Raw genomic sequence first — 16138 nt, 5'->3', positions numbered from 1 at the left:
GCTTGAGGTGAACGATGTCGTTCAAGGCAGAATCGCGGAGATCCGCAACTTCGGCGCGTTCGTTTGGCTGCAGAACGGAAAGAAGGGGCTCGTTCACATTAGCGAGATTAGTGACAGCTATGTGAAGGACATCCACAGTGCCGTTAAGCCCAACCAAAAGGTGAAGGTCAAGGTTCTATCCATACAGGAAGACGGCAGGATCGAGCTGTCGATCAAGCAGGCGTCCAGTCTGGAATACACCAAGCCTCCTTTACCCGACCCGAGGGACGAACTCCGCGAGAACGTCGAGATGTTCCTGGGCGAGCCGCCCAACATCAACTTTTCACACGACCACCATCGCCATGACGATTTCGAAGGAATGCTCAAAAACTTCAAGAAGCATTCCAGCGAAAACAACTTGGACGTGAAAAGGAGCATCGAGGCTAAACGCGGAGGCATGAAAAAAAGGCGTTAGGCGGTTTGGCGCGTTGCCTGAACGCCGGGGTGGCGGAATGGCAGACGCAAGGGACTTAAAATCCCTCGGGAGAAATCCCGTACCGGTTCAAGTCCGGTTCCCGGCACTGAGAACTTCATCAGGGTGTCCAGACGTAGCACGCGTCGGGCACCCTGTTTTTTTGCCGAATTTAATTTGAAACAGGCTGTTCCGAAATCCCGCATCGCGCGGGGCGAGGTTGAGCATGGGCAAGTTCAAAAAAGTTGATACGGGCTACAACTTTCCCGAATTGGACAGGGAAATGCTCGCGCTTTGGAAGGAGCGCGACGTATTCGCGCGCAGTATAGCCAAAGAAGCGCCCAAGGGAAAGTATTTGTTCTACGAAGGCCCGCCGACCGCGAACAACAGCCCGCACATCGGAAATATGCTCACCAGGATTTTGAAAGACCTGTTTCCCCGCTTTCGCACGATGCAGGGCTTTCACGTCAAGCGCAAAGGCGGCTGGGACTGCCATGGCCTGCCCGTCGAAATCGAAATGGAAAAGCGTCTCGGCCTCACCGAGAAAAACGAAATCGAGTCGCTCAAGCCCACGCGCGAGGAATCCATCGCGTTTTTCAACGACAAGTGCAGGGAAAGCGTGCTCGAATACGTTGACGACTGGGTGGAGCAGACTCACCGCATCGGATTCTGGCTGGATACTGCCGACGCGTATTTCACCATGGACAACAAGTACATCGAGTCCGTTTGGTGGATACTTTCGCGGATGTTCGCGCGCGGCCTCCTATACAAGGGGCACAAGATACTTCCATATTGCCCGCTTTGCGGAACCACTCTGTCAAGCCACGAAGTCGCGCAGAATTACCAGGAAGTGAAGGATCCGTCCGTAACGGTGCGGATGCGAATCAAGCCCGGCCAATCATTCGGCGGATTCACCGCGGACGACGCGACGAGCTTCCTCGTTTGGACTACGACGCCGTGGACGCTTTTATCCAACGTCGCGGTCTGCGTGCATCCGGAAGTCACTTATGTCGCAATAGAGCATGAGGACGCGAAGGCGGGCAAGGAAAGGCTCGTTCTCGCGAAGCCCCTCCTGGCCGCTTATGCTTTGGAAAACGCCCCTGTGCTGGCGGAGTTCCCCGGCGCGGCGCTTGAGCGCGTGGAGTACACGCCGCTTTATCCGGATCTCGGCACGCAGGGCAAAGACTGCTGGTACGCGACGCTGGGCGAATTCGTGACGACGGAGGACGGCACGGGCATCGTCCACATCGCGCCCGCGTTCGGCGAAGACGACTACAAAATCGGATTGAAATACGACCTGCCGGTGAATTGCGCGGTGCGGCTGGACGGCGGGCTTGTGCCCGAAGTCGAGGCCAACCACGAGTCATGGAAAGGCAAGCTGATAAAAAACTTCGGCCAGGGCGAAGGCGTCGATCCGGACGTCATCACCGACCTCAAGTACCGCGGCCTTCTGTTCAAGAGCGAGAAGTACGCGCACCAGTATCCTTACTGCTGGCGACACGACACGCCGCTTATCTATTACGCGATCGACAGCTGGTTTTTCAAGACGACCGCGATAAAGGACGAACTCGTCGCGGCGAACAAGCGCGTCGAATGGCGGCCCGAGCATGTACGCGACGGCCGGATGGGCAACTGGCTGGAAGGCGTTATCGACTGGGCGGTATCGCGCAACCGTTACTGGGGAACCCCGCTTCCGATCTGGATAAACGACAAGACCGGCGAGATGCGCTGCTTCGGAAGCTACGCGGAGCTGTTCGACGCGGCGGGCATATCCGCACCCGCGGATTTCTACGATCTCGCGCAATTCAATCCGCACCGCCCGTACATAGACAAAATCGAATGGAGCGACGGAAACGGCGGAACCTGGCGCCGCGTCCCTGAAGTCATAGACTGCTGGTTCGACGCGGGCTCGATGCCGTACGCGCAGGTGCATTTCCCGTTCGAGCGGGACAAGTTTCCGCTGACCGACTGGTGGCCTGCGAGTTTCATCTCGGAAGGGATAGACCAGACGCGCGGATGGTTTTTCACGCTGCAAGTTATCGGCACGTTTCTAGCGAACGATCCGGAATTTCAAAAGCTCGCTGCGGAAACTGGCGACAAATCGGTGGTGGACGAGCGGCCGCCCGCTTACCGCGTCTGCATCGCGAACGGACACGTCCTCGACGAGCAGGGACGAAAAATGAGCAAGCGGCTCGGCAACGTCGTCAACCTGATGGACGTCGCGGAGCGCCAGGGCGCGGACGCCGCGCGCTGGTACTTCTTCCAGGCCCAGCCGCTCGGACCGATTCGGTTCTTCGACCGCGCCGTGCGCGAAAGCCAGCAGCAGTTTTTGATCCCGCTGTACAACGTGTACAGCTTTTTCACGATCTACGCGAACATAGACGATTTCGATCCCGTGGAGCACCGCGTTTCGGACGGCGATTTGTCGCTTCTCGACCGGTGGATCCGCGGCCGGTTCGCGCACACCGCGAAAAAAGTCACCGATTTCCTTGAAGGCTATCACATCACCGATTGCACCCAGGTGCTTGTCGAGTTCGTGGATCACCTGTCGAATTGGTATCTGCGCCGCAGCCGCCGCCGGTTCTGGCAAAGCGAAAAAAACGCGGACAAATGGGCGGCGTACTCGACGCTGTACGAAATCCTGGTCGGAATGGCAAGGCTTTGCGCGCCGTTCATCCCGTTTTTGGCGGAATCCATATATCAAAATCTTGCGGCAGGCAAACTGCCGGGCGCGCTCGACAGCGTGCATCTCGAAACCTGGCCCGAACCGGACCTTGCGCGCGTGGACGAGGCGCTTGACGCGGACATGCACGACGTGCTGCTCGCGGTAAATCTCGGACGCAGCGCGCGCGCGGTGGGCAAGGTGAAAATCCGCCAGCCGCTTTCCGCGGCGACGATGGTCAGCACGGATGCTGGCAAGCTTGCGCGGCTGGAAAGATATTCGGAAATAATCGCGGAAGAATTGAACGTCAAAGAAATCCGGTTCGCGAGCGATTCCGCGCATTTCGTCGAGAAGCGCGCAAAGCTCAATTTCCCTGTCGCGGGGCCGCGCCTTGGCAAGCTTTTGCCGAAGGCGAAAGCCGCCGTCGAATCCCTGGAAGACGTTTCATCCTTTGTATCCGCATTGGAACGCGACGGAAAGGCGGAAGTGACGGTTGACGGCGCGCCGCTGGAAATACTCGCGAGCGAAGTGGATGTGCAGATAATCCAGCAGGAGGGCACGGCCTGCCAGGCCGCGGAAGACCTCCTCGTCGTCCTCGACACGCACATAACGCCGGAGCTTCTGGCGGAAGGGCGCGCGCGGGAGCTGGTCAACCGCATCCAGACTCGGCGCAAGGAGCTGGATTTGAATTACGAGGCGCGCGTATATCTGAAGCTGGCATTGCCGCCCGAGCTTGCGAACGATTTGCGCGCGCATAAGGATTATATTTGCGCTGAAGTATTGGCCACCGATTGGAAAGAAGAACCATCGCTTTCAGGCGAATACGCGGTTGACACGGAAATAGACGGATATCCGCTTAGCTTTATGATTGGAACCGTCTAAGCTTTACAGCCTGGCGCTACAATACTGCCCGTGGGCGTGCGTTGGGGATTCATCGTGCTTGCGGTCCTCGTCGTCATCGGCGGCATCGGCGGCGCGGTCTGGCGGCTGATTTCGGGAGTCACCTCGGTGCCCGGCCAGATGCAGCGCATCGTGATTCCGGGCGAAGGCGAATTCCATGCGGCCGAGCCGGGCGTGTACACGATATTCCACGAATACAAGAGCTTTGTGGACGGCAAATATTATTCGAGCGGGCTGGAGCTGTACGGCCTTGACGTAAAAGTGACCGGCCCGGGCGGCGAGGAAGTGCCGGTGAAGCCTTCGCAAATGTCCGGCAACTACAGTGTCGGCGCGTTTTCCGGGAACGCGATATTCACTTTCGACGCGGCGCAGCCGGGCGGATACAAAATATCTGCGCTTGCCGGGAACGAGCCGGAAGACGGCCACTCCGACGAGCCGGCGGATGGCGCGGATTCCTCCGGTTCCGCAGCCGCGCATCCCGCCACGGTCCTTGCGATCGGCAAGGATTTCACGGGCAAAATCCTGGGCACCGTTTTCGGCACGCTTGGACTTGTATTCGGCGGCCTGATACTAGGCGCGGTGTTTATGTTGCTTGCGTTTTTAAGATTCGGACGCTCAAAGTCCTGAAAATTATAGGCGCAATCCCATTTCTTTTATAAGAAACCGACATTCTATTTTTTTTATTTCGTTTCCAAATTAATGTAATACGATTCGCTTCCCACATCCCCCGTGCTAAAATACCGCCGCGCAGCGCATATCGCGGCGCGGATTCCGGCAAGGACGCCCGATGGACTTCGATTTCACAACGCTGGAAGTTGACGATTCGCCTCCGGTGGCCCACATCTGGCTGAACCGGCCCGACCGGCACAACGCGTTCAACGCCACCGTGATAGAAGAGCTGACGCACGCCTTCATAGCGCTCGGAATCAACCCGGACGTGCGCACGATCATCCTCGGCGGAACCGGCCGTTCTTTCTCCGCGGGAGCAGACCTGGACTGGATGGCGCAGTCCGCCGAATTGGACAAGGAGGCGAACATGGAGGAGACGCTCAAGATGGCGCGGATGTACTCCTCCATTTTCCGCTGCCCAAAGCCGGTTATCGCCCGCGTCCACGGCGCGGCGCTCGGCGGCGGGATGGGACTTGTCGCCGCCTGCGACATCGCCGTCGCCAGCGAGCGCGCGCTGTTCGGATTCACCGAAGTGCGCCTCGGCATCGCGCCCAGCGTAATCTCCCCGTTCGTGATTTACAAGATCGGCGCGGCCGCGGCGCACCGCTATTTCCTCACGGGAGAGCGGTTCGATGCGGAAGAAGCGATGCGGATCGGCCTCGTCGCGTCCGTCCAGCCGCCGGAGGCGCTGGATACCGCGATTTCCAAAATCGCCAACGAGCTTTGCCAGGGCGCGCCGGACGCGCAGGCGCAGATCAAATGGCTGATCGCGCGCGTTGCGGACTTCAAGCCCGAGGATTTCGAAAGCTACACCGCCGAGCTTATCGCGGCGATGCGCGCAAGCGACGAAGGCCAGGAGGGACTGCGGTCGTTCCTGGCGCGTTCCAAGCCTCCGTGGGTCGAGGCCCGGCCAGCCGCGGACACGGTGGATACCGAAGTTTAGGAGCAGCGATGATCAGGGAGATCGAAGCGTCGAAAATTACCGAATGCGTGGAGCGGCTGTGCCGGGAGGCGGCGTTTTACCTGCCGGAGGACGTGAAGGCGCGTTTCCGCGAAATGCAGGCGAACGAGGAAAGCCCGGTCGGCAGGCTCGTGATGGAGCAGCTTCTGGCGAACGCGGAAATCGCGGCCAACGAGCAGGTTCCGATGTGCCAGGACACGGGGCTTGCGGTCGTCTTCGTCGAGTGGGGGCAGGACTGCCACCTGTCGGGCGCGACGCTGCAGGAGGCCGTGGACGAGGGCGTGCGCCGGGCGTACAAGGACAACTTCCTGCGCAAGAGCGTCTATTCGCATCCGTACAGGCGCGACAAGAACACGGGCGACAACACGCCCGCGATAGTGCACCTGAAAATGGTCGCGGGCGACAAAGTGAAAATCACGCTCGCGGCTAAGGGCGGCGGAAGCGAGAACATGAGCGCGGTGGCGATGATGAAGCCGGCGGACGGCGTGGAAGGCGTCAAGCGGTTCGTCGTCGAGCAGGTTAAGAAAGCGGGCTCGAACCCCTGCCCGCCGATAATCGTCGGCGTCGGGATCGGCGGCAACTTCGAGCGCGTGGCGCAGCTTGCGAAAGAATCCCTCCTTTGCCCGCTCGACGAGGCCAATCCCGACCCGGAGCTTGCGGCGCTGGAAGCCGAATTGCTGGAACTCGTGAACAAAACCGGCGTAGGGCCGGGCGGCCTGGGCGGGACGCAGACCGCCGCCGCGGTCAAGGTGAAAATGGCGCCCTGCCACATCGCGAGCTTCCCCGTCGCGGTGAACATCCAATGCAACGCCGCACGGCATAAGGAGGGGGAGGTGTGAGGATTTGAGTTGGTTTTCACTTGGACATATAGACCGCATTGAATATATTTCAGTTGGAGCGGCATTTCTCTCCGTTGTAGCATTAGCTTTTCTTGGAGTTTGGCTTTGGTTTTTTGATCATAATAATGACGGCTCATGGTCGTATAGTCTCCTGCCAAAACAGATTTGGCCCAAAGGACTTAAACACCTAATATTGAGTTCGACACTGGATTTACTCGCGCTCTCCATTTCATTCTCATTGTTTTTGTGCGTAGGTCCGGGTGGCGTGGTTTTTTTTCTTGCTGGAATATTAACCTCATGGTGCTTTGCAACGACGCATTACCCGTATCGCACAAACTACAACCCAGAATCCGATTGCGATTTGGAAGAACGAGAAATTGATGTTCTTTCATTTCGAATACGAGTTATAATACGCCTGATTGTCTTTGCGTGCTTGGGCTATATTGCGTTCCAATTTTTCATAGACACTCCTATTTACTAGCTATACCCTAATTCGATTGTAAATACGGGCGGCTGCCAGCCGCCCCTACAGCTGAAATGTTGGTCTGAGCCCTCGCGCAATACTCCTCATCCTTATCCACCCCCACATATCCCCGCCGCAGTTTCGCCGCGGCGATGCATGTCGTCCCGCTTCCGCAGAACGGATCGAGGACGATATCCGGCGCGGCGATTAGCTTCTTGGATTGACTCGATTCGCATGGACCGCCGTGCGCGGAGGCGGAAATGTCCGAATACACGCCCGGAAACGTGTACAGCTTGATCAGCCTTGCCGGAAGTTCCTCCGGGAACGGCGCGGGATGCCCCGCCCGCTTTGCGCTGACCGTCGGGAACCGCCAGACCGATTTCGTGTATTCGGTGAATTCCTCGGATGAGATGCCGAATCCGCCGGCGGCGGAAATCGCCGCGGCGTCACCTTCCCGCGGCTCCGAAACTTTGCCTTCAACCGGTTCTGCCGTTGCGTCCCTGCGGCTCGATTGCGGGCGCACGCATTGCGCCCCTACGAGTACATCTCCGCGCCTCTGTGCCTTTGCGGTTCGTTCTTCCTCTCTGCTCCCCTGCGCCTCTGTGGTTTGCAATTGCGGCCGCGCGTCCCGCCGGTACTTCCCCTTGCTGAACACCAGGATGTACTCGTGCACGTCGCGCAGCGTCGGATTCGTAGGCGACCGGAAGCTGCCCCACGCGCAGCTTACGCCGCTGGATGCGCTTTTGTCCCAGATTATCTCGCCGCGCATCAGCAACCCCAAATCGTGCGTGCAAATTTGGCCGATGTAATGGTGCAGCGGGATGTACGGCTTGCGGCCCACGCCGGCGACGTTTATGCACATCCGCCCGCCGGGGATTAGCACCCGTTTGGTTTCCGCGAAGACGGCGGCTAGCAGGTCGAGGTATTCCTTTAGCGTCAGGTCGGCGTCGTAGTCCTTGCTCACGTTGTAAGGCGGCGAGGTGACCATCAGAGCGATGGAGTTGTCGGGGATGAAACTCATGTCGCGGCTGTCGGCGCAGTAGATTTTGTTCGCCCAGGGGGGGATTTCCGCGGGCGGCGGCGGCTCTACGGCATCCTTATCCTCCTTGGGCAGCCCTTCGTAAAGCCTGGATTTGTAAAACTTGGATGCGTCGTGCGACTCCCGCTTGGAGACTCCGAATCCGCTTGTTTTGGTGCCGCGCTTGGCCGATTCCCGCTTCGCCATCGCGCGCATTCTACCGCGCCGCGCGCGCGGGAGGCAAGGGAGGAGAGGAGTTCAGAAAAGCTGCAAGCTGAATTTCAGCGCCTTGTCGACTTCGCGCATCCGGCTATCGCCCAGTTTTCCCAAAGCCTCCCCCATCAATCTCTCGGAGTCTATCGACCTCAGATGAAAGCACATGAACACGGTTTCGCGGCTTAGCCCGCCTTAGCCTGCAGGCACGCGGAAATTGAATTCGAAATCCTGCTTGATCCTGCCAGAAGAAGTCCCCAATGCAACCGTGACAACTAATGGCCTGCTGTTAATAGAGTCGGCGGAAACGACGAGCACGGGCCGGATGCCCTTCTGCTCCCTGCCAACAACTGGATCAATGTCTGCGAAGTAAATCTGTCCACGCCGGATCAAACTCAATCTCCTCTCCTTCCAGAAGCCCGCCGGAACAATCCTTGTTTATCAAGCTAAGCTCTTCGCGGATACCGGGGTCAGCGGACATTCTTTCCGCCTCGCTGTCCAAATGCTCCTTAATTAGGTGGCGCGCGCATGATTCTACCGCGGCAGTAACAAGTTGCGACCATGAAAACGAGCCGCGCTTGAGCGCCGCTTCCTCAAGAAGATTCTGCGCATTTGTTTCCACTTCCACAATTGTGGCTTTTGAACCGGTCATCAGAACAATTATACCCGCAAAACCGCAGCTCCGCGCTACATATTCCTCCTGTATTTCCCCCCGACCTCGTACAGCAGGTTCGTGATTTCGCCCAGCGAGCAGTACTTGACCGTCTCCATAAGCTCGCCGAAGATGTTGCCTCCGGTGAGCGCCACTTCGCGCAGCCGCGCCAGCGCGGCTGTGCTTTTGTCCGCGTTCCGCGCCTGGAACGCGCGCAGGTTATTAAGCTGCTCCGCCTTCTCCTCCTCGGTCGAGCGTATCAGCGGCGGCGTGTCGGGACGCCAGTCGGGGGCAAGCGTCGCCGGATCCTGAAACGTGTTGACTCCGATTATCGGATACTGTCCGCTGTGCTTCAGCTCCTCGTAGTAAAGCGACTCCTCCTGGATGCGCCCGCGCTGGAATTGCAGCTCCATCGCGCCAAGCACACCCCCCCTCTCCGAAATCTGGTTGAAAAGATCCAGCACCGCTTCCTCGACCAGATTGGTCAGCTCTTCAATGATGAAGCTGCCCTGCGACGCGTTCTCGCACTTGACCAGCCCGAACTCCCGGTTGACGATCATCTGGATTGCCAGCGCGCGGCGCACGCTTTCCTCCGTGGGCGTCGTAATCGCCTCGTCGTACGCGTTCGTGTGCAGGCTCTGCGCGTTGTCGTAAATCGCCAGCAGCGCCTGAAGCGTGGTGCGGATGTCGTTGAACGAAATCTCCTGCGCGTGCAGGCTGCGCCCGCTCGTCTGGATGTGGTACTTGAGCATCTGCGCGCGCTCGTCGGCGCCGTACAGATCGCGCAGCGCGATCGCCCATATCCGCCGCGCGACCCTTCCGATTACCGCGTACTCCGCCTCCATCCCGTTCGAGAAAAAGAACGACAGATTCGGCCCGAACGCGTTGACGTCCATTCCGCGCGCCCGGTAATATTCCACATATGTGAATCCATTCGCCAGCGTGAACGCAAGCTGGCTGATGGGATTCGCGCCGGCCTCCGCGATGTGATAGCCGGAAATAGACACGCTGTAAAAGTTGCGGATGTTGTTGTCGATGAAATACTGCTGGATGTCCCCCATCATCTTGAGCGCGAATTCGGTGGAAAAAATGCATGTGTTTTGGCCCTGGTCTTCCTTCAGAATATCCGCCTGCACCGTTCCGCGCACGTTCGACAGCACTGCGGCCTTTATTTCCGCGTATTCCTCGTCCGACGGCGCCCTACCCTTTTCAGCCCTGAACTTATCAACCTGCTGGTCGATCGCGGTGTTGAAAAACATGGCGAGGATCATCGGCGCCGGCCCGTTTATGGTCATGCTCACGCTCGTGAGAGGATTGCACAGGTCGAATCCCGCGTACAGCTTTTTCATGTCGTCCAGCGTGCATACCGAGACTCCGCTGTTGCCTATCTTGCCGTAAATGTCGGGCCGCTTTGCGGGGTCTTCGCCGTACAGAGTGACGGAATCGAACGCCGTCGAAAGCCGCTTGGCTTCGTACGCGCTCGAAAGAAAATGGAAGCGTTTGTTCGTCCGCTCCGGCGTGCCTTCGCCGGCGAACATCCGAGTCGGATCCTCGTACGTGCGCTTGAACGGAAACACCCCGGCGGTAAACGGAAACCTGCCCGGCACGTTTTCCAGAAGCATCCACTGAAGCATATCCCCCCAGCTCCTGTACTTCGGCAGGATCACCTTCGGGATTTTCGTATGCGACAGCGACTCGCTCCACAGGGGGACGCGGATTTCCTTTCCGCGCACTTTGTATACGAATTCGTCGCCGGAATAATCCCGATAAAGCTCCGGCGTCTCCGCGAGCATTTTCCTGCACCGCGGGTCCAGCCTCGCCGTATGCTTCGCCCACTCCGCGCGCAAATCGGAAATCGCGTCGCTTGCCGGCGCGGGCGCGTCCGCGGGATAATCCGCGAGCCTGCACGGAACGTCATCGCCCAAAATCGATAGTGCGGCCCAGATTCCGTAAAGCGCGTCGGCGATGTCGGCCTGCTCCTTCGCCCAAGCCTTGTAACCGCGCACGGTCTGCGCGATTTCGGTCAGGTAATTGACGCGTTCCGGCGGAATGATCGCGCGCCGGTCGGGCATCCCCTGCGGCGCGACTTTCGCCAGCACCGATTCCCAATTCAGATTTCCTTTCGCGTTAAGCTCGCTTACGAGCCTGGCGTACAGCGCGTTGACGCCCTTGTCGTTGAACTGGCTGGCTATTGTCGGAAAAACCGGCATTTCCTCCGGTTTCTTGTCGAACGCCCCCTTGTTGCGCTGCACCTGCTTGCGCACGTCGCGAAGCGCGTCCTCCCCTCCCCTGCGCTCGAATTTGTTGATGACGACGATGTCGGCGAAATCGAGCATGTCGATTTTTTCCAGCTGGCTGGCCGCGCCGTATTCCGACGTCATCACGTACAGCGTCAAATCCGCGATGTCCACGATCGAAGAATCGCCCTGCCCTATTCCGCTCGTCTCGACAATGACGAGATCGAATCCCGCGGCCTTGCAGACCAGTATGGCTTCGCGTATCGCGCGCGATAGCTCGCTCTGGCTGCCGCGCGTCGCCATGCTGCGCATATACACGCGGCCGTCGAATATCGCGTTCATCCGGATGCGGTCGCCCAACAGCGCCCCCCCCGTTTTGCGGCGGCTGGGATCCACTGTTATGACCGCGATGTTTTTGTCTTTGAAATCGCCCAGGAACCGAAGAACAAGCTCGTCCGTCAAGCTGGACTTGCCGGAGCCTCCCGTGCCCGTGATTCCGACGACGGGAATCATCCCCTTCGCGGCTTCGTTCCCCTGGGCTTTTTCGATTAGTTTCGCCGTAAGCTCCTCTCCGATGCCTTCGCCGCGCTCGCCGCACTCCTCCGCATGCGAGATTATCGCTGCCACCGCGCCGACGTTCGTCACCGACAATTCCGCAAGCACCGCTTCCGGCCGCGGCACTGGCGCCTCCGCGCATTCCTTCACGATGAAGTCGATCATGCCCCTCAATCCCATCCGCCTTCCGTCTTCGGGACTGAATATGCGCGCTATCCCGTACGCGTGAAGCTCGTCTATTTCCTCGGGGACTATTACCCCCCCGCCTCCGCCGTAGATGCGGATGTGGCCCGCGCCCCGCTCCCGAAGCATGTCGTACATATACTTGAAGAATTCCAGGTGGCCGCCCTGGTAGCTCGACACCGCTATCGCCTGCGCGTCTTCCTCGATTGCGCTCTCCACGATTTCCTGCACGCTGCGGTTGTGCCCGAGATGTATCACCTCCGCGCCCGCGGCCTGCAGCAGCCGCCGGATGACGTTTATCGCCGCATCGTGGCCGTCGAACAGGCTTGCGGCGGTGACGACGCGCAGCTTGCTGCGCACTTCACATTTGACGCTCGATTCCATATCGCTCCTTGAAACGCGTAAACGGCGCAAAACCGCCGGAAGGGAGGCACGTCGGCCTCGATCGTAGTATTATACAGGCCGGTTTGAGCTGCAACCACTGCACTTTCGAGCGGAGGTCTTTGTGAATCAGGAAGCTCTACACCGGGTGCCGTCCATTCAGCCGCTGTGTGAATTTCTCGGCAAGGATCCGGCCGATTTTCACAAGGCCGACCTCGTCCGCTATTGCGCCGCGAAGCAGATCCGGCGGCTCATTCTCCGCTACATCGCTCTCGACGGGCGCATCCGCGAGCTGATCTGCCCGATATCGGACGAAAATTACCTTTACAAGCTGCTCGCGTTCGGCGAGCGGGTGGACGGCTCCAGCCTGTTTCCCGGTCTATTCGCGCACACTTCGAGCGACCTTTACGTGGTTCCCGTTTACGAGACCGCGTTCCAGGATCCGTTCGATCCCGCGGCGCTTTCCGTAATCTGCCGGTTTTTCGGCAAGGACGGACTTCCCGCGCGGGAAACTCCCGAAGAGGCGCTGCGCTCCGCATTCGAACGGCTCAAGGCCGCAACCGGATTCGAGCTGTGGGCGATGGGGGAGATGGAGTATTACCTGATTCTGGACAAAAAAGACGACAGGTTCACCGGGCTAACCCAGCGCAACTACCATCAAAGCTCGCCTTTTTCGCACGGCGGCGCGATCCTGCGCGACGTCATCGACAAGCTCTCGGCGATTTCGGGAGCGGTCAAGTACGGACACGGCGAGGTCGGCTACCTGGACTGCATCGAAAGCCAGGATCCCGAACTCGACGGCAAGCGCGTGGAGCAGCAGGAAGTCGAGCTTCTGCCCCGCCCCGCGCCCGCCGCGGCCGTCCTGACGACGCTCGCGACGTGGACGATCCGCAACTGCGCCAACCTTGCCGGCGCAAGCGCCACGTTCGCGCCGAAACTCGACCCCCGGCTTGCGGGAAGCGGGATGCACCTGCACCTCGCGCTCGTCAGAAACGGCATAAACGTGATGGACGACGGCGCGGGCGGGCTTTCGGACGTCGCCGTTAAAATGATCGGCGGGCTTTTGAAGCATGCCGACCTGCTCGTCGCGCTGGGAAACACCGTCGCAAGCTCGTTCCTGCGGCTGGGCAGCGGGATGGAAACGCCGATGTCGGTTTGCTGGAGCGCCTACAACCGGGAAGCGATGATCCGCGTTCCTCTGGGATGGCAAGGAGCCGAATCCATGGAGCATGCGGCCAATCCGTTCGAGCCTCTTCCTGCTCCCATGTCGGAGCCGAGACAGACCGTGGAGCTTCGCAGCCCGGACGCGAGCGCGTTCACGTTCCTGCTTCTTACGGCGATTTGCCGCGCCGCGGAGGACGGACTGACCGGCCCGGACAGCACGGCGCTTGCGATGAAGCTTCGCGTAACGCCCGATGGGAATCCGGGGACGCGCAACGATTCCGGGCTGCCGAAGCTTCCGACCTGCTGCGCGGACGGCGCGGCGGCGCTTTCCAAGAACCGCTCGTTCCTGGAGGACGGCGGCGTAGTCTGCCCGGCGCTGATAGACCACGCCGTAAGGAAGCTCGAATCGGAGCGGGACAGGGAACTGCCCGAGGAGCTTTCGAGGCTGCCGCGGAAACAGCGTGAGCTGTTGACGCGCAGGATAATGCACAAGGATCTGCACAAGCATTAGGGGCGCACGGCCTCCCCGCCGTTTGCGGAACCCAAAAGGGGCGGGCGGCGGCTCGCCCGCATCGAACCCATAAAACTCCACCTTTACCTCTCCTTTTGCTTCTTTCAAATCCAGAAACAGGCTCCCCGTGATCCTTGCGTCGTATTCAAGTATCTTCTGCAAAAGCCTCTCCCTTCTTCCTCCAAACCATTTTGCCAGCCAGACCAATGCTTCAAGAATCTCTTCCTTCTTGGCCATCTTTATCACCTCCTTTGGGCCAAAAACAAAAAAGCCCTGCCTCAGAAGCAAAAGACAGGGCCAAGGACAAAAACTGCACTGCACTGGGGAAAACCAAACCTGCCTAACTCAAATCACCATCTCCTTTCTTTGGAATGAAGAATACAAAGGGGGGTGGGCATGACCTGAAGATCAAAGACCAACAAACCCATCCACATGCCCTGGAATTCTGCAAGGAAAATCTGCCATTTATGGGCCAATCCATAGACTGCAATTCAAAGGCTGGAACCTGGACTTATATGAATTAAGGAAAGGGAATTAAGGGAAATTGGGGCTGGGGATGCAACACGGGGGAGATATCTAGGAGGGGGCATAAAGGCTGATGGATAAAGGGATAAGGAAGGCACGGATAACTCTAAAGCATGAAAAAGACTCATAACCTACCATGGGATTCTTGTTGTCCCTTCCTGTTTTGAAAATCAGGTTGATCCTGGGATAGATTTTCTTCTTCATTGCTCCAATCCTTAAACGCATCTACCCAGCCTTTTCTCGATTTCATAGGCTTGGTTGGCTCAGGGGGAGTTGGGATGGATGGAGGCAAGCCTGGGGGTAAGGGCCATTTCATTCCCCCTTGCCTGAAAACCTTATTATACGTCAGACATGAAGGCTAGTTGTACATCTTACAGGTCATTAATATTTATCCTTGTGCAAATTACCTGCTGCGCGTCACTGTCATGATTCACCGTTGTAACAACATATAAGTTTTCATCTGATATTCCGTAACAAAATGGCTCTGGATCGGAAATCCAATTCTCGTATTTATCCAAAAGCATTGACCTCAATGGAATAATCGTCATCACTTGCTTGGTAGGTTCCACCTTTACCAAACGCCACGGACCTCCCAGCAATATTACATTACCAACTCTTTTGGCCATAATTGTATTGCGGACAATTTGAGTTGCCTTGTCAGGTATAATCCAGCCCTTTCTTAAATATGTCAATTCATCTTCGATGGGCCAACTAAACTTCAAGTTCGATAATTTGATTTTAATAACTTTTGATGATATCCATTCGCCGTCTGTTAGGCTGTATGTTTGCAAGATTAATGGTTCTATGTCGGAACCAGGGAGTAGCGCAACGTCAACCACTGTTTTTTCATCACCTGAAGATATACTAATGGCGGGAGCCTTTCGATAACTTGCCATTTCAGCATGTGACAAAAGAGGATATCCCAATTTAATTGCCTCTATGTCATCTTGGGAATTGAGACTTGACAGGATATCAAAATTACCAGCACTAATATTTCGAAACACCATTAATATACTTCCACTATTCCTAATCATGTATACCGACTCTGGTTGGCTTATCGGAACTTGCACAATATCTTCCATGTTGCCAATTGAATAAATTGAGTTATTGGAAATCCTTTTTATGAGTCCAGTGGCCTTGTCCAAAAAATACCAATCATTGTTAAACCTTGTTATGCTGTTTGCTGCTGAAACGGGCCGGGTATCGCTAGGCAAATGCAAAAACAAGGTTTCGATAGGGGCAATATCACAATTATTGTTCTTTGATGCCGGTATTTGATACTCTGAGATGCAGTAAGCATGGCCTGGCCCATTTGCATCGCCCCTCGTATGGCCGTGAAGCAAAGTTGTAACTATCACCCCCGATGAATTCGTTGCAGTTGACAAAATAAAATTGGAAAAGGATGCAGGAAGTATTCTCGGTATTTTAATTTCGTCAGCGCTAGGCATTATCAAAGAAAACTGATCAATGGCTACACTCCCCCTACAGGGGGCTGCATTATATATAAGCAATACGGATAGTAGAAAAACAAAGGCACTCAAAAAACCATGTTTCATATGTAATGTCGATTGCAAATTAGCCCCCTGAAGTTCCGGCGATATCTTCAATAATTGACTTGATGAGATCCATGCAGGCGTTCATCGCACCGCCAACTTGTACAACTAGCCTTCATGTCTGACGTATAATAGGTTTTCAGGCAAGGAGGTATGGAATGGCAGAAGCAGCGGTGAAGGCGAAGGCGAAGGTTGGATCCA

10 protein-coding genes, 1 tRNA gene and 1 pseudogene are annotated in these 16138 nt (G+C 57.2%); 7 read left to right on the top strand and 5 right to left on the bottom strand.

Annotation, left to right across the window (positions count from 1 at the left end):
• Positions 1 to 7: 7 nt before the first annotated feature.
• The 6 genes from HRF49_01975 to HRF49_01950 all read left to right on the top strand — a co-directional run bounded on the left by HRF49_01975 (position 8) and on the right by HRF49_01950 (position 6482).
• Positions 8 to 454, top strand: a complete 447-nt coding sequence (locus HRF49_01975) for a S1 RNA-binding domain-containing protein (protein MEP0813418.1) — start codon at positions 8 to 10, stop codon at positions 452 to 454.
• Between the two features lie 23 nt (positions 455 to 477).
• Positions 478 to 560, top strand: a tRNA-Leu gene (locus tag HRF49_01970).
• 117 nt (positions 561 to 677) lie between these two features.
• Entirely contained in the window at positions 678 to 3995 is a 3318-nt protein-coding gene (locus HRF49_01965) for an isoleucine--tRNA ligase (protein MEP0813417.1), read from the top strand.
• A 30-nt stretch (positions 3996 to 4025) separates the two neighbouring features.
• Positions 4026 to 4640, top strand: coding sequence for a hypothetical protein (locus HRF49_01960; GenBank protein MEP0813416.1), 615 nt, complete (start codon positions 4026 to 4028; stop codon positions 4638 to 4640).
• Between the two features lie 160 nt (positions 4641 to 4800).
• Positions 4801 to 5625, top strand: coding sequence for an enoyl-CoA hydratase/isomerase family protein (locus HRF49_01955; protein MEP0813415.1), 825 nt, complete (start codon positions 4801 to 4803; stop codon positions 5623 to 5625).
• Positions 5626 to 5636: 11 nt separating this feature from the next.
• On the top strand, positions 5637 to 6482 hold the full coding sequence (locus HRF49_01950) for a fumarate hydratase (GenBank protein MEP0813414.1): 846 nt from the start codon (positions 5637 to 5639) through the stop codon (positions 6480 to 6482).
• Between the two features lie 488 nt (positions 6483 to 6970).
• Here HRF49_01950 and HRF49_01945 read toward each other — a convergent pair whose 3' ends face one another.
• The 4 genes and pseudogenes from HRF49_01945 to HRF49_01930 all read right to left on the bottom strand — a co-directional run bounded on the left by HRF49_01945 (position 6971) and on the right by HRF49_01930 (position 12187).
• Positions 6971 to 8170 (bottom strand): site-specific DNA-methyltransferase, encoded by a 1200-nt coding sequence (locus tag HRF49_01945; GenBank protein ID MEP0813413.1) that lies wholly within the window; start codon positions 8168 to 8170, stop codon positions 6971 to 6973.
• Between the two features lie 51 nt (positions 8171 to 8221).
• Positions 8222 to 8569 (bottom strand): annotated as a pseudogene (locus tag HRF49_01940) (type II toxin-antitoxin system PemK/MazF family toxin).
• Positions 8532 to 8828, bottom strand: a complete 297-nt coding sequence (locus HRF49_01935) for a hypothetical protein (protein MEP0813412.1) — start codon at positions 8826 to 8828, stop codon at positions 8532 to 8534. The pseudogene HRF49_01940 and the gene HRF49_01935 overlap by 38 nt, the downstream one beginning before the upstream one ends.
• A 35-nt stretch (positions 8829 to 8863) precedes the next feature.
• Positions 8864 to 12187, bottom strand: coding sequence for a methylmalonyl-CoA mutase family protein (locus tag HRF49_01930; protein MEP0813411.1), 3324 nt, complete (start codon positions 12185 to 12187; stop codon positions 8864 to 8866).
• A gap of 121 nt (positions 12188 to 12308) precedes the next feature.
• Here HRF49_01930 and HRF49_01925 point away from each other — a divergent pair, with 121 nt between their 5' ends.
• Entirely contained in the window at positions 12309 to 13859 is a 1551-nt protein-coding gene (locus HRF49_01925) for a glutamine synthetase (protein ID MEP0813410.1), read from the top strand.
• Between the two features lie 896 nt (positions 13860 to 14755).
• Here the strand turns inward: HRF49_01925 and HRF49_01920 are convergent.
• Positions 14756 to 15832 (bottom strand): hypothetical protein, encoded by a 1077-nt coding sequence (locus tag HRF49_01920; GenBank protein MEP0813409.1) that lies wholly within the window; start codon positions 15830 to 15832, stop codon positions 14756 to 14758.
• Between the last annotated feature and the right edge of the window lie 306 nt (positions 15833 to 16138).

The organism is bacterium, from assembly GCA_039961635.1.
GTDB lineage: Bacteria > 4484-113 > 4484-113 > JAGGVC01 > JAGGVC01 > JABRWB01.
This window is presented reverse-complemented; position numbering and strand designations above follow the sequence as displayed.

Bases quoted from the DNA above. Each gene is read 5' to 3' on its own strand.
- HRF49_01965 (MEP0813417.1), top strand. From the start codon at position 678: ATGGGCAAGTTCAAAAAAGTTGATACGGGCTACAACTTTCCCGAATTG.
- HRF49_01955 (MEP0813415.1), top strand. From the start codon at position 4,801: ATGGACTTCGATTTCACAACGCTGGAAGTTGACGATTCGCCTCCGGTG.
- HRF49_01945 (MEP0813413.1), bottom strand. From the start codon at position 8,170: ATGGCGAAGCGGGAATCGGCCAAGCGCGGCACCAAAACAAGCGGATTC.
- HRF49_01935 (MEP0813412.1), bottom strand. From the start codon at position 8,828: ATGACCGGTTCAAAAGCCACAATTGTGGAAGTGGAAACAAATGCGCAG.
- HRF49_01930 (MEP0813411.1), bottom strand. From the start codon at position 12,187: ATGGAATCGAGCGTCAAATGTGAAGTGCGCAGCAAGCTGCGCGTCGTC.
- HRF49_01920 (MEP0813409.1), bottom strand. From the start codon at position 15,832: ATGCCTAGCGCTGACGAAATTAAAATACCGAGAATACTTCCTGCATCC.